At 45.8% G+C, this 23,844-nt stretch carries 22 protein-coding genes; 11 read left to right on the top strand and 11 right to left on the bottom strand.

All coding sequences use genetic code 11. The annotated features are described in order from the left end of the window. The first annotated feature begins 18 nt into the window (after window positions 1-18). Window positions 19-1,794 (top strand): Rieske (2Fe-2S) protein, encoded by a 1,776-nt coding sequence (locus J2X61_RS29100; protein WP_310193046.1) that lies wholly within the window; start codon window positions 19-21, stop codon window positions 1,792-1,794. 65 nt (window positions 1,795-1,859) lie between these two features. On the opposite strand, the gene J2X61_RS29095 is transcribed toward J2X61_RS29100, so the two are convergent. Further along, window positions 1,860-2,894: a DUF3231 family protein gene (locus tag J2X61_RS29095; protein ID WP_310193044.1), complete on the bottom strand. Its 1,035-nt coding sequence runs from the start codon at window positions 2,892-2,894 to the stop codon at window positions 1,860-1,862. 157 nt (window positions 2,895-3,051) lie between these two features. On the opposite strand from J2X61_RS29095, the gene J2X61_RS29090 reads away from it, so the two are divergent. Beyond that, window positions 3,052-4,470 (top strand): PQQ-dependent sugar dehydrogenase, encoded by a 1,419-nt coding sequence (locus tag J2X61_RS29090; RefSeq protein WP_310193042.1) that lies wholly within the window; start codon window positions 3,052-3,054, stop codon window positions 4,468-4,470. A gap of 68 nt (window positions 4,471-4,538) precedes the next feature. Here the strand turns inward: J2X61_RS29090 and J2X61_RS29085 are convergent, their stop codons facing one another. From J2X61_RS29085 to J2X61_RS29075, 3 genes are read right to left on the bottom strand one after another with little or no spacing between them, the layout of a single operon-like run. Beyond that, entirely contained in the window at window positions 4,539-5,657 is a 1,119-nt protein-coding gene (locus tag J2X61_RS29085) for a mandelate racemase/muconate lactonizing enzyme family protein (protein WP_274471635.1), read from the bottom strand. A 44-nt stretch (window positions 5,658-5,701) separates the two neighbouring features. Continuing rightward, complete coding sequence (locus J2X61_RS29080; protein WP_310193274.1) at window positions 5,702-6,559, bottom strand: SDR family oxidoreductase; 858 nt, start codon at window positions 6,557-6,559, stop codon at window positions 5,702-5,704. A gap of 57 nt (window positions 6,560-6,616) precedes the next feature. Beyond that, window positions 6,617-8,281, bottom strand: coding sequence for a thiamine pyrophosphate-binding protein (locus J2X61_RS29075; protein WP_310193039.1), 1,665 nt, complete (start codon window positions 8,279-8,281; stop codon window positions 6,617-6,619). A gap of 117 nt (window positions 8,282-8,398) precedes the next feature. Here J2X61_RS29075 and J2X61_RS29070 point away from each other — a divergent pair, with 117 nt between their 5' ends. Genes J2X61_RS29070 through J2X61_RS29060 form a run of 3 tightly spaced genes read left to right on the top strand, consistent with a single transcriptional unit; the run spans window position 8,399 to window position 10,969 of the window. Next, window positions 8,399-8,797: a hypothetical protein gene (locus J2X61_RS29070; RefSeq protein WP_310193037.1), complete on the top strand. Its 399-nt coding sequence runs from the start codon at window positions 8,399-8,401 to the stop codon at window positions 8,795-8,797. A 4-nt stretch (window positions 8,798-8,801) separates the two neighbouring features. After that, on the top strand, window positions 8,802-9,398 hold the full coding sequence (locus J2X61_RS29065) for a gluconate 2-dehydrogenase subunit 3 family protein (RefSeq protein WP_310193034.1): 597 nt from the start codon (window positions 8,802-8,804) through the stop codon (window positions 9,396-9,398). Then, window positions 9,395-10,969, top strand: coding sequence for a GMC family oxidoreductase (locus J2X61_RS29060; protein WP_274471639.1), 1,575 nt, complete (start codon window positions 9,395-9,397; stop codon window positions 10,967-10,969). The genes J2X61_RS29065 and J2X61_RS29060 overlap by 4 nt, the downstream gene beginning before the upstream one ends. 8 nt (window positions 10,970-10,977) lie before the next feature. Here the strand turns inward: J2X61_RS29060 and J2X61_RS29055 are convergent, their stop codons facing one another. Further along, entirely contained in the window at window positions 10,978-11,466 is a 489-nt protein-coding gene (locus tag J2X61_RS29055) for a hypothetical protein (protein ID WP_310193031.1), read from the bottom strand. Window positions 11,467-11,701: 235 nt separating this feature from the next. Between J2X61_RS29055 and J2X61_RS29050 the strand changes: the two genes are divergently transcribed. The 6 genes from J2X61_RS29050 to J2X61_RS29025 all read left to right on the top strand — a co-directional run bounded on the left by J2X61_RS29050 (window position 11,702) and on the right by J2X61_RS29025 (window position 18,298). Next, a complete protein-coding gene (locus J2X61_RS29050) occupies window positions 11,702-12,784 on the top strand; it encodes a metallophosphoesterase family protein (RefSeq protein WP_396135522.1) in 1,083 nt (360 codons plus the stop codon). 74 nt (window positions 12,785-12,858) lie between these two features. After that, window positions 12,859-13,374, top strand: coding sequence for a DinB family protein (locus tag J2X61_RS29045; RefSeq protein WP_274471641.1), 516 nt, complete (start codon window positions 12,859-12,861; stop codon window positions 13,372-13,374). A 361-nt stretch (window positions 13,375-13,735) separates the two neighbouring features. Then, window positions 13,736-15,409: a pectate lyase family protein gene (locus tag J2X61_RS29040; RefSeq protein ID WP_310193026.1), complete on the top strand. Its 1,674-nt coding sequence runs from the start codon at window positions 13,736-13,738 to the stop codon at window positions 15,407-15,409. 182 nt (window positions 15,410-15,591) lie between these two features. Continuing rightward, window positions 15,592-15,984 carry a DoxX family protein gene (locus tag J2X61_RS29035; RefSeq protein ID WP_274471643.1) on the top strand — a complete coding sequence of 131 codons (393 nt, stop codon included), beginning with the start codon at window positions 15,592-15,594 and terminating at the stop codon, window positions 15,982-15,984. 47 nt (window positions 15,985-16,031) lie between these two features. Further along, window positions 16,032-16,565: a DUF1572 family protein gene (locus J2X61_RS29030; protein WP_310193024.1), complete on the top strand. Its 534-nt coding sequence runs from the start codon at window positions 16,032-16,034 to the stop codon at window positions 16,563-16,565. Between the two features lie 230 nt (window positions 16,566-16,795). After that, window positions 16,796-18,298 (top strand): polysaccharide lyase 6 family protein, encoded by a 1,503-nt coding sequence (locus J2X61_RS29025; RefSeq protein ID WP_310193022.1) that lies wholly within the window; start codon window positions 16,796-16,798, stop codon window positions 18,296-18,298. Window positions 18,299-18,356: 58 nt separating this feature from the next. Here the strand turns inward: J2X61_RS29025 and J2X61_RS29020 are convergent, their stop codons facing one another. The 6 genes from J2X61_RS29020 to J2X61_RS28995 all read right to left on the bottom strand — a co-directional run bounded on the left by J2X61_RS29020 (window position 18,357) and on the right by J2X61_RS28995 (window position 23,222). Further along, the gene (locus J2X61_RS29020) at window positions 18,357-18,914 is read right to left on the bottom strand and encodes a CBO0543 family protein (RefSeq protein ID WP_274471646.1); all 558 of its coding nucleotides are present in this window, start codon (window positions 18,912-18,914) and stop codon (window positions 18,357-18,359) included. 120 nt (window positions 18,915-19,034) lie between these two features. Next, complete coding sequence (locus J2X61_RS29015) at window positions 19,035-19,553, bottom strand: DUF3231 family protein (RefSeq protein ID WP_274471647.1); 519 nt, start codon at window positions 19,551-19,553, stop codon at window positions 19,035-19,037. 71 nt (window positions 19,554-19,624) lie between these two features. Continuing rightward, window positions 19,625-20,521, bottom strand: a complete 897-nt coding sequence (locus J2X61_RS29010; protein WP_310193020.1) for a DUF3231 family protein — start codon at window positions 20,519-20,521, stop codon at window positions 19,625-19,627. Between the two features lie 136 nt (window positions 20,522-20,657). Then, on the bottom strand, window positions 20,658-21,104 hold the full coding sequence (locus J2X61_RS29005) for a hypothetical protein (protein WP_310193019.1): 447 nt from the start codon (window positions 21,102-21,104) through the stop codon (window positions 20,658-20,660). 129 nt (window positions 21,105-21,233) lie between these two features. Then, window positions 21,234-22,445: a bacillibactin exporter BcbE gene (gene bcbE, locus J2X61_RS29000; protein WP_310193015.1), complete on the bottom strand. Its 1,212-nt coding sequence runs from the start codon at window positions 22,443-22,445 to the stop codon at window positions 21,234-21,236. A 150-nt stretch (window positions 22,446-22,595) separates the two neighbouring features. Continuing rightward, window positions 22,596-23,222 carry a LysE family transporter gene (locus J2X61_RS28995; protein WP_274471651.1) on the bottom strand — a complete coding sequence of 209 codons (627 nt, stop codon included), beginning with the start codon at window positions 23,220-23,222 and terminating at the stop codon, window positions 22,596-22,598. Between the last annotated feature and the right edge of the window lie 622 nt (window positions 23,223-23,844).

The following is a 23,844-nucleotide window of genomic DNA, read 5'->3' as shown; positions in this document are numbered from 1 at the left end:
ATAAAGGAGGCTGTATCGATGAATGTCAGTTTGAACTGGATTTCAGCAGGCGGTTTGGAAGCGCTTAAACAAGTGGGCAAAAAAGTGATACGAGGAGGTATCGCTGTATTTTACCATGAAGAACAAGTCTACGCGGTGGACAACCGCTGCCCGCACTTAGGCTTCCCGCTCCATATGGGGAGCTTATGCGACGGCATGTTGACGTGCCATTGGCATCATGCCCGGTTCGATGTCTGCAGCGGCGGTACGCTGGATCCATGGGCGGATGATGTGCCTTCGTACGAAGTGCGGATCGACAGCGGCGAAGTATGGGTAAATCCGGTTTCCCGAAGAGTGGAGGGCGTGGATAAATATAAGCATAGACTGAAGGAAGGACTCGAGCAAAATATCGGCATTGTCATCGCGAAAGCGGTCGTCGGACTGATCGAAGCGGGGGTGCCGGAGCAGGACATCGCCCGCGTCGGCATCGAATTCGGCACAACCTACGGTACCGGCTGGAACGCGGGACTTACGATACTTACAGCGATGGCGCAGATCGTCGACAAGCTGGACAAGAACGGCAAGATCCTCGCTTTGTACCAAGGTCTTGTCCATGTCGCAAGGGGAAGCTCGGGTCGAGGAACCCGCCACCTGCTGTCCGCACTTCCGTCAGCGGACGTGCCGTTCGAACGGTTGACGGAATGGTATCGCAACTGTATAGAGGTGAGGGATACTCAGGGAGCGGAGAAAGTGCTGATCACCGCGATTTCGAAGGGCATTGATGCGAAGCGGCTATCGGATATGATGCTTATCGCTGCAACAGATCACTTTTACTTAGACGGCGGTCATGTGTTCGATTTCCACAGCAAAGCTTTCGAAGCGCTGGAGTGGGCGGACTCATCGCAAAAGGAGCGGGTGTTAACCTCGCTCGTACCGATGATGGCGCGTCCGACAAGGAGCGAGGAGCTGCACCAATGGCAAGCGCCCCTCAATCTTGTAGAACCGATCAAGCAAGCGGTTCAGGAGCTTGAAAGGCATACAGCGCAGACCATGTCCGTTGGAGAGGCAGCGGATTCGCGGCAGCAGTCAGCCCGGTCTGCCGATACGGAAGAGCAGCTGCTGCAGCTGCTGCTGAGTGATTCGCCGGAGCAGACGATCGCTTTGCTGCGAGACCTGCTCATCTCGGGAACGGCTCCCGCGCAATTGGCGCAGATCGTAGCATTGGCCGCCGCGGAACGGATCGTTCGGTTCCATACGCAGAACGATTTCGGCGATTGGATTGCCGTCCTTCATACGTTCACTTATGCTCACGCCGTACACGAAAGGCTTCTGCAATCGGATGAGCCGCTGCTGCAGCGGGCGATTTTTCATGGAGCGGTCAGCGTATATCTGGACCGTTTCTTGAACGTGCCGGCAGCCGCGCGGCCCAAGCCGTCCGGCTCCGCAGCCCCTGCCAATCATCAGGAGCTGCTCGATTTGCTGGATCTGCGCCAGCAGGTCGGACCGGCTGCGCAGTGGGTCGTGAACTACCTGCATGGCGGCGGTGAGCCCGGAGCTCTGATGAATACGCTTGGTCATGCGCTGCTGCGGGAGGATGCGGAATTCCATTCTTTCCAAATGTATGAGGCCGCTGTAGCCGAATACGACCGCTGGCAAGCGGTGACAGGCTCTTTTGCGGAGAAGGCCAAAGAAACGATGCTGCTTGCCTGCACCCGATATTTGGCCGCACATGCGCCAACTGCACGCGAGCTCCCGCATACGGCCAAAATTGCCTGGAGGCTGCACAAAGGCGAACGGTTGTTTGAGGAGGAATAACACCGCAGAAATGCGTTTTTTTAGGGATGGGGCATCAAGCTCCATCTCTAGTTTTGATTTTTCTGCTATTCAGTTGATAATACGTCTCTATTCACTGCTAGGGGGATTTGTTCCATCCAACCGTACTCAATCATAATTTTGGCTGCATCATTAACGAATGATGTGAGCTGCACTAATGACTTTCCATAGAGGGTTCCTAAGTCATGCCTGCCATTGACAGCCGCTGAATTGCCAATCGCTCTAATTTTCATTGAAAACATGTCAATCTTATGAAACAACATTAGCTTGTCTGAAAATGGAGAGAAGGTTGACGATGTAACCAGATGGTCAAGAAAGGACGGTGAAGGCAAATTTTCACGATGTAATTTTTCCATATATTGTTCGACTTGCTTATGCGTCATTTCCTTACCTTCCGTAAACAATTTACGAATCTTTTCGGATTTGACGACTTGGCCAAATGACATGATTAAAGCTTTGCTTGTTACATTGTTTTCAATATTATCATGCAAATGGGCAATTTCTAAGGCGTGCAAAGATCGTACATGGCCTAAAAAACCATTTAAAAAATCTTGATGAACATATTGCACATGATCTGGTACCGGGATAATCGGCGGTTTAATGATTAGTCCTTTGCTCATCAATACTTCGTTGATTTGTACAATCAGAGCCATGGTGGCATCCATGCAATAAATAAAAAACTCTCTGACATCCTTCCTAAAAACAAGCGGAATAGCTACGTTGTAAATGCTCATACCTGCTTTAGCTGCATATTTCAAATAATGAACATAGTAGACATCTTCATACAAACGAGGAGCACCGAGGTTAACGTCCTCATCGGAAAACCCATTAGGAATCGGAAAATTCTCTTTCCTGAGTATATGTTCGGTAGTGTTCATGAACTCTAAGCTTAATTTTAGTGCATGCTCCAATAACTTTTTGACATCCTCATCCTCAACGTGATGAAGGTAATAACTCAATATACATTTGGACATGCTGTTTCCCACATACGTTGCCCAAAGCTTACCCATTTCTGCTGACGTTAGTTTTTCATAGGTAGTTGACGCAGTTGATTTGATTTTGATGGGTTTAATCGTTTCCATATAAACTCCCACTAATTTATTTTTGCTTAGTATTTCCTCTCCTGTTAATCATATTCCGTAGGTTCACCCTGGGTAGCAGATTCCCGAGCCCTCACTAGGTACTAATAGAACTATACGAGTCATATTCTTTTAAAAACAAGAAGAAGGTGCGTATAGGTTGTTAAAAAAAGTTGGGGTTAATCTACTGCCGATTGTAAGTAACATAAATTTACCGACAGTTCTGAAGACTGCTATACTTCCGGGTGAGTCCGTAGAAAGATTATTCATTGCAACCCAAGTAGGAGAGATCTTCTACATAGGAAACGGAGTCGTAAGAACGTTTTTGGATATTCGCCATCGACTCCTTCAACTTGGTGCTTCTCGCGGCGGATACGATGAACGAGGCTTACTAGGGCTAGCGTTTCATCCCGATTTTTATTATAACGGTCTATTTTATCTTCACTATTCAGTAGCAGGAACGCAAGGTCCAGGTGCTCTGACGAATCCTTTCAAACCTGATCCGTGTGATCCGGCAACCTTGAACCTGCAATGGATTCATAGAGAAACTCAGTATGATCACATCGATACAGTTGAAGAATGGATCATGCAGCCGGCAGGGCAACCTCAGAAACGACGGACATTGCTGAACATCAGAAGACCATTTTTGAATCATAATGGCGTCAACAGCTTAAACTTTTCACCTGAATCAGGCAAACTTGTATTAACAACCGGAGATGGCGGATCGGGCTTTGATCCATTCAATCTAAGCCAAGATGATATGGAAATCGCCGGTAAAATTATTGAAATCGACGTCGCAATGCCAACATTCATCGATTCTCCGCCCGTCGTCACACGGTTTAATGAACTCCCGGCGTCGATTCAGGGAATGTTGACCGTGATGGCCAAAGGGATTCGCAACATACCAGGGATTTCTTTCCACAGGGTATATAATCAGTATATGAAATATGTAGGAAATGTCGGACAAGATCTGGTCGAGTCGATATTCGCATTCATTCACTACCAGCCAATCCCGGTTACTCAGCTTGTTCAAGCTTCACTTATGCATCGTGAGCTTGACGAGGAAGGAGTTATTAATTTGGGCTGGCGAGGGTGGGAAGGCGGCTTCCCGACGTCGATGATGAGAAGCTGCCCCAACCATCCAACTCTGGATGAGAAAACAATTGCGTATTATAAGGAGGCTGTTCTAACTTCGACGAGGCGTCTTTCGCCAATAACTAGTTACTTTCATAAAGATCCGCGGCCCGATAAATTTGGAGGAACTGCACTTACGGGAGTCCAACCCTATCAAGGGTATGCAATCCCGGATTTAACGGGAAGCGTCGTGTTTACCGATTTGGCACGGAATGAAGAGAATCGGCCTCCGGCTAGAGGTGTCTTAGCCTATACCAAGGTAAGAAATGACTGCAAACCAAGTGAGTATAGTGTTATTGAAACCAGCTATAATTTTGGCACTCAACCCGTTTATTATGTCAGTTTGGGGACGAATTTGGATCAGACCAGACTTTATCTAGGGGTTTATCATTCTATGAAAGTGGCTGAATATAGCCAAGGTGCTGTTTTTGAAATTATTCCATAATCCGAATTCGGTACCAAACAGGCACCGGATTCAAAAAACAAGGAGTACAGGCTCCTTGTTTTTTTGAATTATCCATAACGATTCCCGTCCCATTGATAGAATGCAAGCAGCTCAAGGTCAATTTCGAGCCCAATTCCACTGCCACTGGGTAGCGTGATTTCACTATTCGTAGGATAGAGGGGCAATAATTTGGTAAAAGGGTTCTCCATGGCATCCCATTCTACGGGTTCGATGGCGTCATGCTCCATTTTACTCCAAGGTTCCACACAGGCTTGAGCCATAAGCGCATATAACCTTGACAGGGCACCATCATAGGAATGCGGTGTTACGCGAACGCCAAAGCTTCTGGCAAGACTTAACGTATCCCTGTATCCGTCAATGCCCTTCTCATGCATAGGATCCGGCGTGATGAAATCAAGAGCATGCTGGCAGCAAATAGGCAGATAGTCTGCTGTTGTTCCGATATTTTCTCCTCCGGCAAGGGGCGTGGACAAGCGCTGTCTTAACGCTGCGTATTCTGTGACGCGCTTAACCTCCAGTGGCTCTTCGAGCCACAGCAAATTATCCCATGAAGCAAGTAATGACTGCCAACGTAGAACGGCAATGGCATCATAGCTTTGATTGGCATCCAATGCCAGTTCAATCTTGCCTTGCAGCACCTCTTGAACCTTAAGGATATGCTGCTGATCTTCCGATATGGATTTCCCGCCTATCTTTACTTTAATCTTGTTAAATCCTTCGTTGATTGCTTGCTCAATACCGCTCAGAGAGACCTTTTGCCAATGGCTTTCATCCGAATAGCTTTGAAACGAAGCATATACGGGCACTTTCTCCCGAAACTTGCCTCCCCAGAGGTCACACACGGATAAATGGTTGGTCTTGGCCAGTATCTCGGTTAATGCCATGCTGACTGCGGCTGATGAACGGGAGTGCCATTTCTTCAATGTCGACACGATGGTATTCCGATCTGCAGCACATTTGCCAATCAAATAGGGGATGATTCGTTCTTGAAAGCCTTTATGTACGGTAGGCAACCAATCGATACATTCTCCCCAACCTTCGACACCTGAGTTTGTCGTGATACGAATCAGATAACAGGTGCGATAGGTTTTCATTCCATTGGCATCCCCATACGGCTTGGGAAGGCGGTAAAAGAGTGGAAAGGTATCAATTTTACGAATTAGCAATAGTACGACCTCCAGAGATTAAATCAATGGGGAGCGTCTCCCCATTATCCATTCGAAATCACGCCTCCGGTAATATGAACAAATTGGCCGGATACATAAGAGGAATCATCCGAAGCCAGATAAACGTAGGCAGGGGCGATCTCATAGGGCTGGCCTGCACGTTTCATCGGCGTTTGTGCGCCCCAGTTTGCAACCTGATCCGGCGGGAAAGAGGCCGGAATTAGCGGTGTCCATATCGTTCCAGGGACGACGCCGTTAACGCGTATACCACTCGCGATAAGAGACTTGGATAAGGAACGTGTGAAGGCGACAATGGCTCCTTTGGTCGCCGAATAATCGATTAATTGCTCGTTCCCTTCATAGGCCGTTAAGGATGCCGCATTGATGATCGTGCTGCCCGGCTTCATATGAGGTAATACGGCTTTGGATAAATAAAAAATGGAGTAAAAATTGGTCCGGAACGTTCTCTCCATTTGCTCGGAAGTGATATGTTCCAAGCTGATCTGTACATGCTGCTCCGCAGCGTTGTTAACGAGTATATCCAGCCTGCCGAATTTCGCTATCGTTTCGGTCACGATTTGCTTGCAAAACGCCTCGTTCCCGATATCTCCAGCCATGGTCACACATTGGCGGCCATATTGTTCCACATATTGCTTCGTTTCCTCCGCATCTGAATGCTCGTTCAGATAGACGATCACGATATCGGCGCCTTCCTTGGCATAAGCGCAGGCAATGGCCCGCCCTTGTCCGCTATCCCCTCCGGTAATAATGGCCACTTTATCCTTCAGCTTGCCGCTGCCTGTGTAGTCAGGATTATCAAATACGGGGCGCGGGTTCATCCGTGATTCAATACCGGGCTGCTGCTCCTGGTGCTGTGCTTGGTATGGGGGCAGTGGTTTCATCGGTGAAAGTAAGCCACTCGAATTCTGCGTTGTGTTCGATGTCATAGGTTGCTCTCCTCATGATGGTTGTTTGGGGAATTCCGGGAACGGAATCCGGCCGATCTTAACATCAAGCAATACGGGTTTACTGCTTGACCGCGATTGCAGAAAGGCTTCATTGAACTCATCAGAGTTCCTAATTGTGTAGCCATCCCAACCGCAAGCTTCCGCCACCCTAGCAAAGTCAGGATTGGTCAATTCGGTTCCTTCAGGCTGCAAACCTTTCAAGAACATTTTATCCCGCTCCATTTGCAGAGTACCGTTATTATAAACAACAACGGTTATTGCCAGCTGATATTGTGCAGCGGTAATCAAGTCAGCCATAACCATGCCTAGACCGCCGTCTCCTGTGATGCAGATGACTTGTTTATCCGGGGAGCATAGTTTGGCGGACATGGCTGCAGGCAGACCGAAGCCCATGGTACGCCATCTGCTCGAGAGCAGAACCCTTTGATGTCCAGGCCGGAAATTCCTTAGAAACCAGAGTGTTGCATCGCCCTCATCCAAAGCTACAATCGCATCATCGTCCAGATGCTGCTCCATCAGGTGAATGACGTTTGCAGGGTGAAGCGGAGAGGAGGATTGATTGCGTTCCTTGTCGGTTTGCTCGGACCATCGCTGTTTGCCTGCCCGAACCTGGTCAAGCCAAGCTTGATTGGGCAGATGTCCTTGTAAACCTGCTATCAGCTGCGGCATGATCTTCGCGGGATCTCCGATACACCCGATATCAACGGGAACGGCGATACCGATGTCATCTTGATGCTTGGCGATTTGGATCACTTGCGCAGTGTGAGGAACATCACCATCCGGCCACCAAGAGGATTCGATCACAAGTATAACATCCGCCTTTTGAAACAAATGGGTGAGGGAGGGGTTCCCGCCTTCGCCTAGCCAGCCTAACAACCATGGGTTGTTGTCCGGGATGGCGCCTGTGGCCCCATAGCTTAAGGCGATACCGCAGCCCCATATTTCCGCAAAAGTCTGAATCGATGTTTGAGCGGCCTGGGCCGCATCGCCTACCAGAATCATAGGCTGCATCGCAGTGCTTATGAGAGACAGGATCTGCTGTACAGTCTCCGTACCGGGTAAAAGGGTAGGATTAGACGGACGTTCAAAAGGCTGCGCAGTAGTAGCCATCGCGAATAGATCCGCAGGAATGGATAAGTGTGATACCGTTCGATGCAAGCAAGATGTGTGTACGGCCTGTTTCAAGGCGTCGATGACCGCGTCCGGATGAACGATGAGTTGGCTATAGGGAGCTAGGGCATCTGCCAATACCTGCTGATTGATATATTGCTTATAGAATGTCCCGATTTTGCGAAGCGGTGCTTGTCCGCTAATGGCTAGCACAGGGGCTTTATCCAAGTAGGCGTCGCCTAAGCCATTGAGAAGATTGGCCAGCCCTGGACCCATCTGTGAGATACAGACACCCAGCCGTCCTGTTAGCTTGGCCTCGGCAGAAGCCATTAAGGAGGCGACGGATTCGTGTCTAACCGCGATGAACGAAATCGTTTTATGCTTAGCTATAGCATCCATGAGTCCGAAAATGGCATCGCCCACGACGCCATAAATCCGTTCAACGCCTAAGATACTGAGCTGCTCAAGGATCAACTCAGCGACCGTGTAAGGCTGCTGCGTCGGAGTCACCCTTTTTGATGAATGGTTATCTGCAGTCGTTAACATCGATATTTTTGAACTCCTTGTCTCATTTCCACCTAGTATGTGCGTATATGCAGAATATATTTGGTAACTCGAGGAAATAATTTGAAACGACAATACTGCGAAGAAAGAGGGGTTACGATGAATTGGTCAGCATGGTCACTCGACAGAGTGTTAATCTTGTTTGTCAGTTTGGCTTTTCTCGTGATTGGTATTCAAGTTACGATGTTTCATTATCGGCAAAATTTCACCCATAAAGCGATGTGGGTACCCGTCATTTCTTCACCGATTTTCCTGATAGCGGGTCTGGTGTTAGCCTGGTATAACGCTGCTTGGCTGCACAACTTGTTTATGGTTCTCATGTGGTTCGGTACGGTAGCCGGTTTGATTGGATTCTATTTCCACTTCAGAGGGGTAGGCATTCGAGTTGGCGGATGGGCTTTACGCAACTTTCTCATCGGACCGCCGGTCACGCTGCCGTTAATGTTCTCGGCGCTCAGTGTTCTCGGCTTGATCGCGATGTACTGGAAAGTTTGGTGATCTCATGACCCAAATTGGCCACTATCCTTCTTTCGATGTCATGGACGAACAGGATGCGTGGGACGATCATACGCAATCTATCGTAACCTCGCGGCTGAATTCGGAGATCACCTTTCATTTTCTTACCGAACCGGAAACGAAGTTACTCCGACGAATCTGTTCGATCCTAGTTAATGATCAGAGAGCCGATGTATTGGATTATATTTTGGTTCATATTGATCAGACCCTTCATCAATCGCCGGGAGAAAGTCAGAGAAAAGTCGGCGTACCCCATGCCTCCGAGTTAGTCAGGTCAGGTCTTGGCGCCATTGAGCAAGGGGCACGCCTGACATACGATGCCGCTTATACCGAACTGGATACCCAAGAGCAAATACAATATTTACAATCGATAAGCGCGTCTATGGCCGAACCTCAACATATTTGGAGCCCTATACCGCAGAAAGAACTATTCAAGAAGCTGATGAATTTGACATTAGAATCCTATTGCTCGCATCCGAATGTATGGTCGGAGATCGGTTATGCAGGCCCGGCTTATCCGCGAGGATATGTACGAACGGAGATAGGCCAATTGGATCCTTGGGAGGCGAAACCACAACGATGATAGAACGCAGATACGAAGGTGAAGAAGTAGATGTGGTAATCGTAGGGGCCGGGGCGGCGGGCGGCGTGCTGGCCAAAGAATTAAGCGAAGCCGGCATGCGTGTTGTCGTCTTAGACGCGGGACCCTTCCGGGATCCGCAGAAAGATTTCGCCAGCGATGAGCTCTCTATGAAGAATCTGGGTTGGCAGGACACCCGAATTGTAGATGGGAATGACCCCTTGCAGATGGGACACAATAACTCGGGGCGCGGGATCGGCGGCGGCACCGTCCACTTTACAGCTGTCTTCTTGCGGTTTCACCAATCGGACTTCAAGGTCAAATCCATGGATGGCGTTGGGGACGATTGGCCGATCGATTATACGGACTTGGAACCGTATTACACCAGAATTGAAAAAGAAATTGCCGTATCCGGTCCGAAGCACTTTCCTTGGGGGGAGTATCACGGACCCTACCCTTACCCGGAAAGGGAGCCGCTTAGCCCGAACGCTTATATGTTCATGAAAGGCTGTGAGAAGCTCGGCATTCGTTCGTCGGTTCCGCCGCTTGCGATCCTCTCCGCACCGTTCGAAGGCCGCCCTCCGTGCATTAATCGAGGGTTTTGCAATCAAGGATGTATGCCGGACGCCAAATTCAGCACGTTGATCGTTCATATTCCCAAAGCGATCAAAGCCGGAGCAGAAGTGCTGGCCGATTGTATGGTCACGCAAGTACTGATGGGGAAGGATGGCAAAGCCAAAGGAGTCACCTTCGTTCACGATGGGAAAACGTATGAACAAAGAGCAAAGCTGGTTATACTATCGGCTTTTGTCGTCGAGACGCCTCGCCTGCTTCTCCATTCTGCGAATGCCCAATTTGCAGATGGATTAGCCAACAGCAGCGGCATGGTAGGGAAATCCATTATGGTGCACAGCAGTCAGGACGTCTATGCCAAATTCGATCAAGAAATCAGGCTATACAAAGGGACTCCCGTTTTGGCAACCACCCAAGACTTTTACCGCACCGACCCTCATAACAATTTCGTCCGTGGTTATACCCTGCATGCGCACGGAGCAAGACCCGTTGCTTTCGCCAGCGGAATTGCTAAGGCCAAGGGAGGGCCGATTTGGGGGGAAAGATTCAGGGAGACATTGCTCGATTACAATTACTATGGTCGAGTTACTCTGGTTGGCGAAGTTCTGCCAAATGCAGCGAACCGGGTGACTTTAGCGGACGAAAAAGATGAGTACGGATTGCCAAGAGCCAAAGTGACATTTAGTTACGGCGATAATGATACCAAACTCATTGATCATGCGGTCAGTAACATGAGCGCAATTCTTGAGGCCGCCGGCGGCACAGTGGAATTCGTCATTCCAGATACCGCTCATATGATGGGAGGGTGTCGGATGGGGAACGATCCACAGTCATCTGTTGTGAATTCATATGGACAAACGCATGATATTCCTAATCTTTTCGTCTGCGATGCGAGTATTTTCGTCACCTCGGGCGCCGGCAACCCAACGAATACGGTCATGTCATTGGCGCTAAGGACGGCCGATTATATCAAAGAGAAAGCGAAGAAACTCGAATGGTAAGGGCCGGTTTAACCGGCCTTTTTGCGTTGCTTCACATATTCCTGATAAGCAAAATCATCTGCGCGCTGTTCTACATCAAGATTGCGGTAGTTCGTTGCTTGCTGAACAGCAGCTTTCAGTGCGGCTTGATAAGTGCCGAGGTTCTTCTTGTGATGTTTCTGCAAATAATCTAAAGTATCGAGAAGATGAAAAAATTCATGATAGAGAATAAAATAGGGCAGGTCATTCTTCTTAATCGAGTATCGGGATATCACAAGCCTTTCATCGGAGCTCAAATATCGGTCACTGGAAATATGAATAAAGAGGGTGGCTCTTCTACATTGACGGTCAACCAAGACCGAACCGCCATAAAATGGCCCTGAGGTAACATGTAACTGGCAGGGGATAGCAGGAGAATACCGCCGTGATAGGATTTGTATTTGACGGTGCAGCCGTTTCTTCCAAATGCAAACTCTGAGTTTCCTCCATTTATAACTGTGAAATAACTTTCTAAGCATCGAAATCCCTCCTACTAAGTTCACCTTAGAGGGAGGGGCATTTTTTTTCAATATGGAAAAAAAGGAAGATAGCTCAACAAGGGTCGAATCCTGTCAAGTTGGGTGAAAGCGATATGAAGAGCCCTCCAAGCGTTCATATAAGCTTTAGCTGCGCCAAATCTCCTGTTTACATTCAAAGCTTATGGTGGTAATGAATATCAGACATCATCATGGATGGAAATGGAGTGTGGTGGGCGTGAAAACAAGTTTTTTGAGATGGGGATTATCACTAGCTTTATTCACAGTACCTTTCAGTGCGCAGGGTGAGGAGAAGCCGCAACTATCTTTCCCCGTTATTAGCGATATTCATGTGCAGTCTTGGGACGAGCAGTCCCAACATAAGTTCGCTGCTGCTCTGCGTGACTTAAACGAGTTGAATCCGAATTCCGATCTCCTCGTCATCAACGGGGATTTAACAAACGGAATGTCATCTGACTATGACAAATTAGATGAATTGCTGAAGGCGAATCCGCATCCGAAGAACCTTGCGCTGACGATTGGGAATCATGAATTTTATCAAGCTTGGTACGACGCCAATGATGCTTGGAATGCCGATACATTTCCGAACAAGGAAACGGAGCAAGCATCGATACACCGATTCTTGCAGCTTACCGGTGAACAACAAGTCTACTATGACCGGAAGATGAAGGGGTACCATTTTATTTTTCTTGGTTCGGAGCAGTATCGTCAATCCAATGAGGCTAACTTGGAAGATGCCTACCTATCGCCTAAGCAGCTGGACTGGTTGAGAACGAAGCTGAAGGAAGATGTTGATGCGGCGAAGCCCGTCTTCGTGTTTTTGCATCAACCATTGCCCTATAGTGTGGCAGGCACGCATTTCTGCTGTACGAATAATAGAGCGGTCGTTCAACATGAGGAATTGAAACGAATATTGTCGGATTACCCGCAGGTGATTTTCTTTTCCGGGCACACCCATTGGGAGTTGAAGCTGAAGGATACGCTTGTGCGGGACCCGTTCACGATGGTCAATTCATCTTCCGTGCATCAGCCCTGGACAGACGATGGCCACGGCGGTGAAACGGCACTGGGGCCCAACGAAAGCGAGGGACTGTATGTAGAGGTATATAAGGATAAGATACTGATTAAAGGACGTGACTTTTACCGGCATCATTGGATTCAAGAAGCGCAATTCACCGTAGCATTGGGGGAGAATGACGAAGAACCGGAACGGTTTCACCATGTGGAAAGGTCACCGCTATCTGAGCTAATTCGCTGGGTAGCCGCAGCTGCGCAAGGTTGGTTAAGGGATGATCTTTGAATTGATTTTAAATCAGATCACACGATATAATTTTCATTAGGAAGGTTGGGGGGATTGGGGAGGAGAGGATACGGATGTTGAAGGAGTCTTCGGCTATCATCGAGCAATACATACGAAATCTGGACAACTATTCAATCGAGCAGCTGCGATTTAAAAGTGAAGAAAACGTATGGTCGCTCGGGCAAATGTATATCCACGTGATCGAAGTGGCGAAAGAGTACATCGGGCATATGGAAACATGCACCAAGGCAGCACACGAAGAGACTGCAGGCAAGACGGAAGACGGAACGAAGGCGCTTGCCGAAAAAGAGTGGCCCAATATCCCTGTGAAACTTGAGGAACCGCCCAACGCGACAAGAAACCCCGAGAGTAAGGAAGAAATCATCGCTGGCCTAGAGCAGGTTCGAGAGAAGCTGACCTACTGGGCGGGGCGTGTAGATGAGGCAAATCCAGCTTGCAAGGTGCGCCATGGTTGGTTTGGTTGGCTTCATGCGCGTGAATGGTTTGAGATGGTTAGCATGCACAGCAGACACCATTTGCGCCAGAAGGCGATCCTGGACGTGAAACTGGCGGAGGCGGGCATAAGATAGCCGGGTTTCGAAATTTTTTGCTCTTTTCGAGTAGGCGAGAAGCTGGCATCGTTCTAAACGGTGTCAGCTTTTTTTTGGCCCGTTATAGCTTAGGTGAGAATTGAAGGTTTCATACCATAACAATGAGCGATTCCCCCCATAGATAATGGACATACCCATGCTATAATTCGAGTAATTATTACTTTTTTTCACAAATGAGCATTAACCCCAAGGCATCGCTTCATCTTTCCTTGTATGGAAATGAAATCTTTCCCGCAAAGATTGGAAGCGCTTCATTTGTTGAGGGCGGGAAAGCCGGATACAGGTGGCAGATAACGGCTCTCGGGGTGTAGTTACAATTTGAAGGAGGGATTTAATGATGATGAAAAAAGTATTAGGCAGTTTGGTAGTGGGGAGTCTACTGGTGACTTCATCGTACATCGTTACTGGCAGTGTAGCAGAGGCCGCGGTAATCACCACAATTCCTAATTCAACGAAGGTTGAGAAGAACTATGATTCCAGCTTTCTGTCTGTACCCGGCTATGCTTCTTCAGGTGTAAAAGATCGAAGCCATTATATCGGTACTTCCTATTATCGTACGGTTCATAATGGAAAAGAGTTTCTGCAGGCTATTCTGGACGCGAGTCAAGGATCCGTCAAAGTCATTGAAGTGGCGGATGACATTAATTTAGGATGGACGGAATTAGCCTTAGATTCAACCGAAAGATCGAAGTATAGCTTCATAACCAATTATCCGAAGCCATCGAACGGATTTACGAATCCATTGCTAATCGCTTCCGGTGTATCTAAATTAAGTATTGCGAATGTAGATGGACTAACCATCTTCTCAACAACAGGCAAGACCATTAAGCATGCGGAAATTAAGCTGCAAGGAACATCTAACGATCTTGTCTTAAGGAATCTCAAATTTGATGAAATGTGGCAATGGGACGACTCGGGCAAGCATAAAGAGGTAGGCTGGTCTTTCATCAAGGTGAATGGCGCCAACAATGTGTGGATAGACCACTGTCAGTTCTCGATCGCGGCAGATGGGATGATTGACATGGAAAACGGAGCATCCAATGTCACGTTCTCTTGGAATAAATTCGGATTGGAAGCAACGGAGAATCCGGATGAGAGCAGTTCAATTTATCAGTCCATCGAGTTCATGGAGCAAAAATATACAGCCGGTACATTGGATCCTTCAACAAGCGTTTACTATAAAATGCGCAATGAGGGCGCTACCAAAAATCAGATTATGGCTTATGCCGCTTATCATTCGAAAGTTCATTTGGTTGGTTCCGGCGATAAGGATTATACGAACTATATAAGTCCTACCGGAGTCGAGGTCAAGGATGGAAACCAAAGACTCAGATTGACCATGGCGTACAATCGATATACGAATGTTGGACAGCGGCTGCCGATGATTCGTCAAGGTACAGGCCATATCTATAATAATTTTTTCGATGACTCGTCGCATCAAGATATTATGAATCGAGTACCCGCTATTTCCAAATACGGCGGAGATACGTTATCACGCGGAGTGAATGCAAGAAATGGCGCATCGATAGCCGCAGATACGAATGTGTATAATGGTTTCAACGAACCGCTAATTGGCGCAGAACGCCAAGGTGACGATATTGGCAACATGAGTGCGCCATTTAATGAGTTGTTCAAAGACGCGCTCAACCATAGCTTAATTGTAAACTCCAAAGTAACGAATAGCAGCGGATCTTATATTGGAAGCAGCTGGGATAACGATGGCAATAACATGTTTACCAAGGGGATCACTTGGTATGACAAATCAACCATCGGGAAATGGGCGTGGTCTTCCCATATTGTCGGCGTAGAGAACATGAGCAAAACGGCACCGCCAAGCACGCCGTTTACATTCACTTACGATTACAACGAGAAATTGCCATATGCCTACCAAACCGTTCCGCTCAATAGTGTTGTGCCAACCGTCGTCCAATACGCCGGTATCTCCAAAAAAGTGGATTTTGGTACGGCTGACTGGTTAAAAATTAATTACACGAATACAGCTTCGACAAAGTAAGAAGTAAACTCCGGATCTGCAGCCTGTTGGCAGCTGGTCCGGAGTTTGTTGTATTTGCAGGCATTTTCCTTGTTTCGGCTTATCGTTATTTAACTCGAAAAAAATTTTTTTCCTTTTGTCGATTTGTAAATAGCTCATTCGTTGTATGCTTAGAAGGAACAAATGATAAGGAGAGATGAACGATGACAAAAACAATTTCTAAAGGCAGACTTTGGACGTCAAGGGTGATGAGCGGGGTAGCGATCTTATTCATGCTGCTTGATAGTATTATGAAATTATTTAAACCTGCGTTCGTTGTTGAATCTACGGTTTCCCTTGGTTACCAAGAACATCATATTGTCTTAATTGGTATTCTTGGACTTCTTTCAACGATTCTTTATGCAATACCCCGGACTTCGGTCTTAGGCGCAGTGGTGATGACGGGCTATTTTGGCGGTGTGATTGCGACACATATTCGTCTAGATGCCCCGCTTTTTTCTAACGTCTTGTTTCCTGTTTATCTTGCCGTGTTGGTCTGGGGAGGCCTTTGGTTGAGAAATGAGCAAGTGCGGAAATTGCTTTTTTTACAGAAATAGTTGAATGACTATGGATCCCAATAAAAAAGCTGAGAGGGGAAATCATCGTGCTAGACTTGACCAAGCATGTACTCGAAGATATGAACAAGCAGCTCGATCGCATTATTAAGAGTTTATACCATCTTGATGACGAACTCATTTGGACTAAAATGAAGGACTCCGTGAACAGCATTGGTAACCTAATCTTGCATTTAGCAGGAAACGAGTACCAAAATTTCATAAGTGCCATTGGAAACAAACCGTTCGTTCGGGAACGCACGCAAGAATTTGCTTCTGAAGGCGGCGTATCGAAGGATGAATTGATTAGTCTACTATTAAGGACACGTTCCGAGTCAGCGAGTATACTATCCGTTTTGTCCGAGGAGGATTTAAAAAGGGAGGTCATCATCCGTTATGACTTGGAGGATTGGAACCGAATGCTTCAGGTTAACGCTTCAGAGAATGAGACTTATGAAGTGAGAGTGATCAGCCGGCTCCTTGTTCAGGTTGCGTCACACTATGGCTATCATGCCGGCCAAATTGTACTGCTCTCCAAGTTATTGAGAGATTCGAATGAACATATAACGGGGCAGTATCATTAGTTGTAATATTGGTTTATAACGTTGAGTGATTTTCAGGAATCAATTGGATAATTCTTATTCGCGGTACCCTCCTAAATGACAGTTATCTCTATGCGGAGATAACTGTTTTTTTTATATCTTCTGGAAGACTACTTACCAAATAAATCCACAGTCAAGCTAAAAAAAACCATAATCTTCTCCAGGAAAATATAGGATAATAGCTGTAGATTCTACATAAAGGAGGCAGCATAGTGAAAAAGTTAAGGAAATCCTTATTATCGCTTTGTCTTGTAACCGCTTTCTCTTCCATCCCTTTTGGTGCATCAGCCGAGGAATCGGTCGTGAAAGTCTCTTCAGCGGACGAACTTTCAGCAGCCATGAGCAAAGCGCAACCTGGTGATACGATTGTGATGAGGAACGGAATATGGAAGGATGCTGCCATTGTGATGGAAGGTGCAGGCAAGCCCAATAAACCCATCACGCTCCGCGCGGAAACGCCGGGTCAGGTAGTGCTCAGCGGCGCCTCCACACTCAACATCGGAGGATCTTATCTTGTGGTGGATGGTTTGGTGTTCAAAGATGGGGGAGATATCGATGATTCCGGCGTCATTGAGTTCAGGGTAGGAGATCATGAAGCGACGCATTCCCGGCTTACGAACATCCAAATGCTCGATTACAATCCTCCAAGCAACGAAAAGAATACGAAGTGGGTTGGATTATACGGCAGCTATAACAGGGTGGATCATTCCTACTTCAAAGGCAAGAAAAACATCGGTGCAACGATGGTCGTCTGGAGAGAGCAGGCGGGCGAGCAGCACCATGTTATTGATTACAACCATTTTGCCGGCCGGCCCATCCTGCAAGACGATCATGGACAAGTGATTAGTAATGAAGCGGAAACGTTGAGAATCGGAACGAGTACCTATTCGCTCACGGATTCCTATACAACGGTAGAGAACAACCTGTTCGAGAACAATGATGGAGAAATCGAAATGGTTTCGGTTAAATCAGGGAAGAATGTAATTCGCGGCAATACGTTTTTGAACAATGCAGCGACCGTCACCCTCCGTCATGGCAATGGAACGCACATTGAAAACAACTTCTTCTTCGCTAATGGCAAGACGAATGCCGGCGCGATTCGGGTTATTGGCGAAGACCATGTGATAGCCAACAATTATATCAGTGGCATTGTGGGCAGCAATACGACACGGGGGGCCATCGTTCTAACCAATGGCATTCCGAACTCAGCTCTGAACAAATATTTTCAAGTCAAACATGTGCTCATTACTCACAACACACTCGTGAACAATGAGAATAACATCATCGTAGGCGATAAAAAAAGCAGTACGAATACGTTAGCGCCTGTAGACACGATAATTGCCAATAACGTTGTCCAGGCAAGCGGGAACGCTAAGCTTCCTCTAATTAAGGTAATCGACGATTCTGCAGCTCTTATGTATGAAGGTAATTTCATGCATGGCGCTGAACTCGGGATTGAGCCGGTCGCAGGGATTATTGAGCAAGATCCACAGCTGGGATTGGCAGAAGACGGTTTATATCGCGCAAGCGGCACAAGTCCGATTATTAATGCATTGAAAAACGGGGTTTACTCCGTAAAAGAGGATATGGATGGCCAGCCCCGCCCTCAAGGAAACAGGGACGCCGGAGCGGATGAGGTAACCAACACGCCTATTCGGAACAAGCCTCTACAGCCGAGCGATGTCGGACCCGAGTGGTTGCATGCGTCAGAATAAAAAATGGCAAGCTCCCGTCAAGCAGGCGTACATTCACGCCTGCTTTTTCTTTTCACAGCTAACTAGTCAATTTTTCAAATTTATTTCTTCTGCTGATGTAATGAGCAAATAAGTAGATGATGAATTGAATAGGAAATGAGTAGCTATATCTCCAAATTGTCGGCTCATATATTTTAAGCCATGTTATGAATGGTTCTGCAACGTACGAAGTAAGCAATGCAAAGAAAAGGGCTTTGAGATAAGGGCTGGTATTAGGTTTTACTTGGATAAGAAACATGATCGAAACAGGCATCAGTGTTACATCCCACGGGAAATAAGTGGGAAGGACAGGAATAACATTGAATCTATAGTGCCAGAATCCTAATTGGTCGCCTAGAATGTCGAGAAGAAGTGAGATCACGATGACGAAAAACCCAACATATAGAATTCGATCAGAACTGTATTTATTTCGTAAGAAAAACCAAATTACCCAAGGGACAATAGATAAGAATACGCCGAACCACCATAAATCTGAAAAAAGGACATATTCATGCCAGATATGTACTCGTTCACGAATTAGAGTTTGAACTTGATTAACATTAGCATCAATCAATTCAATAATGTCTTTTTTTCTCATGAAATCCCACCCCTCAACGGAGTTATTATTTTCAAAATATCGTTCTACTTATTCATCATAGAATGACGTAAAGAGACCCTCAGTAAATAAATTACTAAGGATCTCCTTAAGCTTTTATGATTAAGCCTCTACAAGCTCCGGCCGCTTAATTTGAAGAGGAGGAGGAATCAGCCAACCTTTTTCTTTGGATGTTTTCAATATTTTCAACCCGATTGCTGCTTTGGTTGCGTGATATTTAGCGAATAAGGCTCCGATATCTTCTCGTGTTGCCTTACCCATAATTTGGCTGCATGCAATTAAGCTAAGGGAAGTATCGGCACCGATCATGGCTGCAATTTCTTGATCCGATAACTTTACACCGGCTGGGATATCTTCTAATTTCGTTTCAGGCCTGTCCGGTAAAGCAGGAGAAGGTACGATGCCGTTATCTATCAAAATCGTATCACATTCGCTTATCTCCAGCTCAGCTTGGTTAATGATGTCGCCGAGTATCTTTTTGAGGTCATTATCGACAGCATGATACCGATATGCTTTGTTGGCGGAAACACAGCCTTTGGCCGTCATTGAAAACTGCCATAAATCATAGATTTCTCCGTAATGCAACGGTTCATCTTTTTGATTGCCGGATAAAATACCCATAGTTGTAACAACTCCTATTTGACTAGTATTTTAATTAACATTTATAGAATCCCCTTAGAGCGTTATATTATTCAACGAGAATGCTGCATTGACTGTTCTAGACGTGTCGTCACTGAGATGGCACTACCAAGATAGATGAGGGCTGTTGAATTTAGTATGTTAATCAGATTCAGGATCAATTTATCTGAGAAGGGTGAGACGGTTGATGTGGTGACTTCCGTATTCACCATGATAGTCCCGAGCAAATCATCTTGAAAGAGCTTATCATTGATAAATTTGATTTGATCCATCGATAATTCTTTTCCTTTGATTAGTAAGTTCTTTATGGCTTCATCCTTTACGACTTGTATGAATGAGGTAAGAAGGATAAGTCCGAAATAGTTACGCTCTATGTTGAAGAACATTTCGGAGATTTCCATGACATTCAGCGTTCTCTGCGGACCAAACCATTTAGATAATATGTTTTCTTTCTTTTTAATAAAGTTAGGATGCTCGGGGTAAGGAATCATTGGTGGTCGATCATAGATTCCTTTGGCTAACATGAGGGAGACGGAGTCGTTGTACAATTCAGAGGTCGACTGCAGGCATTGCGTATAATAGTTTCTTACATCCTCCCGAGCTGTATTAGATAGTAGAGCAGCGTATTTGGTCAGGCCAATTCGGCTCATCGCGTACACATAGCTTAGAGGGAATGTATCGAAATAGAGAGGGGGAGCCGCAACATTGACATCTGCTTCTGTAAAGCCGATTGGCAGCGGAAATTTTTCTTTATTAAAGAGATGCTGGATCGTTTTCATGTGAGTTTGTGCTAATTTTAATGATCGTTCAATTAATGGCTTTATTTCATCGTCCTCTGTTATTTGTAATAGATACCCGGATAGACATACGGTGATACTGTCGCTGACATAAGATGACCATAATGCCGAAAGTTCTGTTGATGATAATCCAACAACATGAGTACCGACCATGGATAACCAACCCCTTTGTTATCAAGTAATCAAAATTAGTATTCCCCTTACCGAATCCAGGTTATTTATTAAGATATGAATAAAGGCAGACAAAGAAAAGGTGCACCTTATATAGGTACACCTTTGCAATGATTTCTTATTTGAAACTCTCATCTCTGCCGCGGTTGTTTCCTCTTAGACCAATGAGACCTAATAGTCCGGCTAAACCAAGCCATCCCCAATTCCTATTATTGTCTGTAGTAGTGGCGTAAGTACGATAATGACCGCGGTCCGTGTTTGTGTTTGTTAAAGTCGATGTTGTGTGCATCCGGTTCGTTAAATTGTTGCCACCATAGTTGTTTGTTCCGTACGTTGGTGTCGTAGTACCAGTTGGATTGGCAGTGCCGATCGGTGTAATTGTCCCATCCGTTGTTGTCCTTGCATCATAATTACTACCCGTATAGCCAGATGTTGTTGTTGTCCCCATCCCCGTTGTTCCCGAGGTGGTGCCTGTATTTGCATACGCACCAACTGCCCCAAAGCTCAATGCTGTTGTCAAAGCTACCGTCATTGTCAATGTACGAAACTTTTTCACTGTTGTCATTTCCCCTCTCGGCATATGATCGTCGTGCATAGTTATCATGCTCGGATTTATAGCTTTTTAACGGGGAATTTGGTGGAAAGGGAGATGGGATTGAGCCAATGAAATTTCCAACAACACATCGTGACGACTTCATCCCGCTTGCTTTGTACAATCCGGTTTAATAGCAAACAACGCCAGAATAGCGGCTATAACCCCAGTCCCCCCGATCGAATAAAACATGAGCTGAGGCGAGAACTTAACGAGGATTGAGGCAAGGGGAGGACCGGCGGCAACGCCAATGAATCGCATAGAACTATAGATCGACGTAATGGTTCCTCGCTGCGGTTTCTCGATATTTTCAGTAATTAAAGCATCCAAACAAGGTAGAGCAACCCCGATTCCAATGCCGCCAAAACTAATCAGTGTGATCAGCATTTTCAATGAATGAACGAGCCCGTTTAAGAAAAGGCTTATTGTTACAAGGAGTATGCCGGCAAAAGCGATCCATTTCATTAGCTTCATGTTTCTTCCGATCGTTTTCCCAATGATATAAGAAGCTAAGCATAAAGCGGCTAGAGGGATAGCCAAAACCAAACCTTTCACAATGCCATCCAGATGGTATTTCTCTTCTAAAGTGTCGGATAGATAAAACAGCACCCCAAAAATAACGAGCATACATATACAGCCGATTGTAAAAATTGCATATAACCAACGACCGTTATCTTTGAACAATTGTTTGATATCTTGGATAAACTCAGAAAATGAAATGTTTGTTTCACTGTTCTCTTTTTTGGGTGTTTTAACTAGACATGCAACTAGTATGGTAGATATAACGCAAAAGACAGGTATCGACATAAAAGGGAGGAACCATGAAATCTGAGCTAGTGCTGAACCAAGGATTGGACTTAGGACTTTACCAAATGTATTGGCGGTTTCTACGAGTCCTAAACTGCTGCTGACGTCGCTATCTTTTTTGAACATATCACCTACCAGCGGCAAAACAATCGGAAAGGCTCCCGATGCCCCGACTCCTTGCAACAAACGGCCCAACATAATCACAAGGTAAGACTGATCCAGCCACCAAGCTCCTAAACCGGCAATTAATCCACCAACCCCGGTAATGATCAAACTTGGAATAATAATTTTTTTTCTCCCGAACCGATCGGATAAATAACCCGCTAGGGGAATGAGGATAATCGCGATGCCTGAATAAATGGTGATTAACAAACTGACTTGAAGAGAAGAAATCCCTAACTTGCTGCGAATGGCAGGTAAAACCGGAATTAGCATGGAGTTGCCTAATGTCATAATTAGGGGAATAGAGGCGATCGCTAAAAGATCCCAGTTTTTTCTCTCTTCCATTGTGCACCTAACTTTCTATTCTAACGATTCTAACGATACTTTCACACCAACCTTAATAATTAATATTCCCCATTATTCTGATCGATATGTAAGTATTTTAAATGCGACCAAGCAAACAAACCGAGAGTGTGCCTCATAAACAGCAGTACTTCAACCGAAAAGTGCCTGGCAAGCTTTAATCCCAAAATGGAAGCCAAACCCGATAAGGGATAAGCCGGATATAATGGAAATGAACGTTATCGCGCGATATGTTAAAAACCGCCGAAATGTACTCGCTAAACTGGCCAACGTGATATCCCAAACAAGCAGCCCTGTAAACATAATTCCCGTATAGAACAAAACATGATCTCTATCATATACGGCGATCGTCTCAGCTAACACGGATCCGTAAATGCCCAGCCAGAAGAGAATGGATAACGGATTGGAGATGGACATGAAAAATCCCGAGAAGAACGATTTCGCAAGCGTATCTGCGCTTCGATTATGTTCTTCTTTCAGCTTGCCCGCGCTCATTAAGCTCTCGACTCCCGAATACATGAGCACGAAGCACCCAAAGAACCACAAGAAGGTTTTCATGAATGGGGTAGTCAGAAAATGAACAACTCCAAAATAAATAAGCGCCATCAATATAGCATCAGCAATGATGGCTCCGATGCCAATTATCCATGCGTGCATGAAGCCGTGCTTGATCCCCTTGTCCAATTGGGCAGCATTAATTGGCCCAATCGGAGCCGCAAGCGATAAACCCAGAATGAAATAACTAATCATGGTACTCAAGCTTGGACACCTCTTCGCTCGAAGTTGATGAATGATTTACTTAACCAACTTATTCTTAAAAAGAAGCTTGTATAACTAAAAAAGCGACTAATCGTTAGCGTTCTTATGGCGATGGTATATTCTTGTTTTCAATGGATAAATTAATCATCAATATCCAGAGTCCTAATGAATGGGGAGAAGTACACTTGTTTACAGAGATTAAAATTAGACAGCCCAAAAAATGTCGAGGATGCATATGGGGAAATTGGGATGGGATTAAACAGTACTGCAGTAAAGTAAGATGTATCCGACAATAAAACTTAACTTAACCTTAACTTAACAAGGATCGATTAAATGAAGTAAGCATACATGATGATATTTGATTGATTCCATATTTTGTACGTTGCCAAGGATGAATACAACATGGTACATTAATAGTCCGCCAAGCGAGTTGAACGAAACAAGCGGAATTGGAAAATTCAAGTTGTTGCACAGTTCGCTAGTGGAGTCTTAAGATATACCTCCGGTTCGAAACGACTGGGACATTGATTGATCTTTGAAAACTGAACAACGAGTGAGTAAACAGAACGAGCAATCGTTCAAACATGAGATTAATAATCTCGCTAGCAAGTCAATTGAGCTA

This window comes from Bacillus sp. 3255 (assembly GCF_031456485.1).
In the GTDB taxonomy this organism is placed as follows: domain Bacteria; phylum Bacillota; class Bacilli; order Paenibacillales; family NBRC-103111; genus Paenibacillus_E.
The sequence above is the reverse complement of the archived record's forward strand: the minus strand, read 5'-3'. Positions and strand labels throughout refer to the sequence as shown.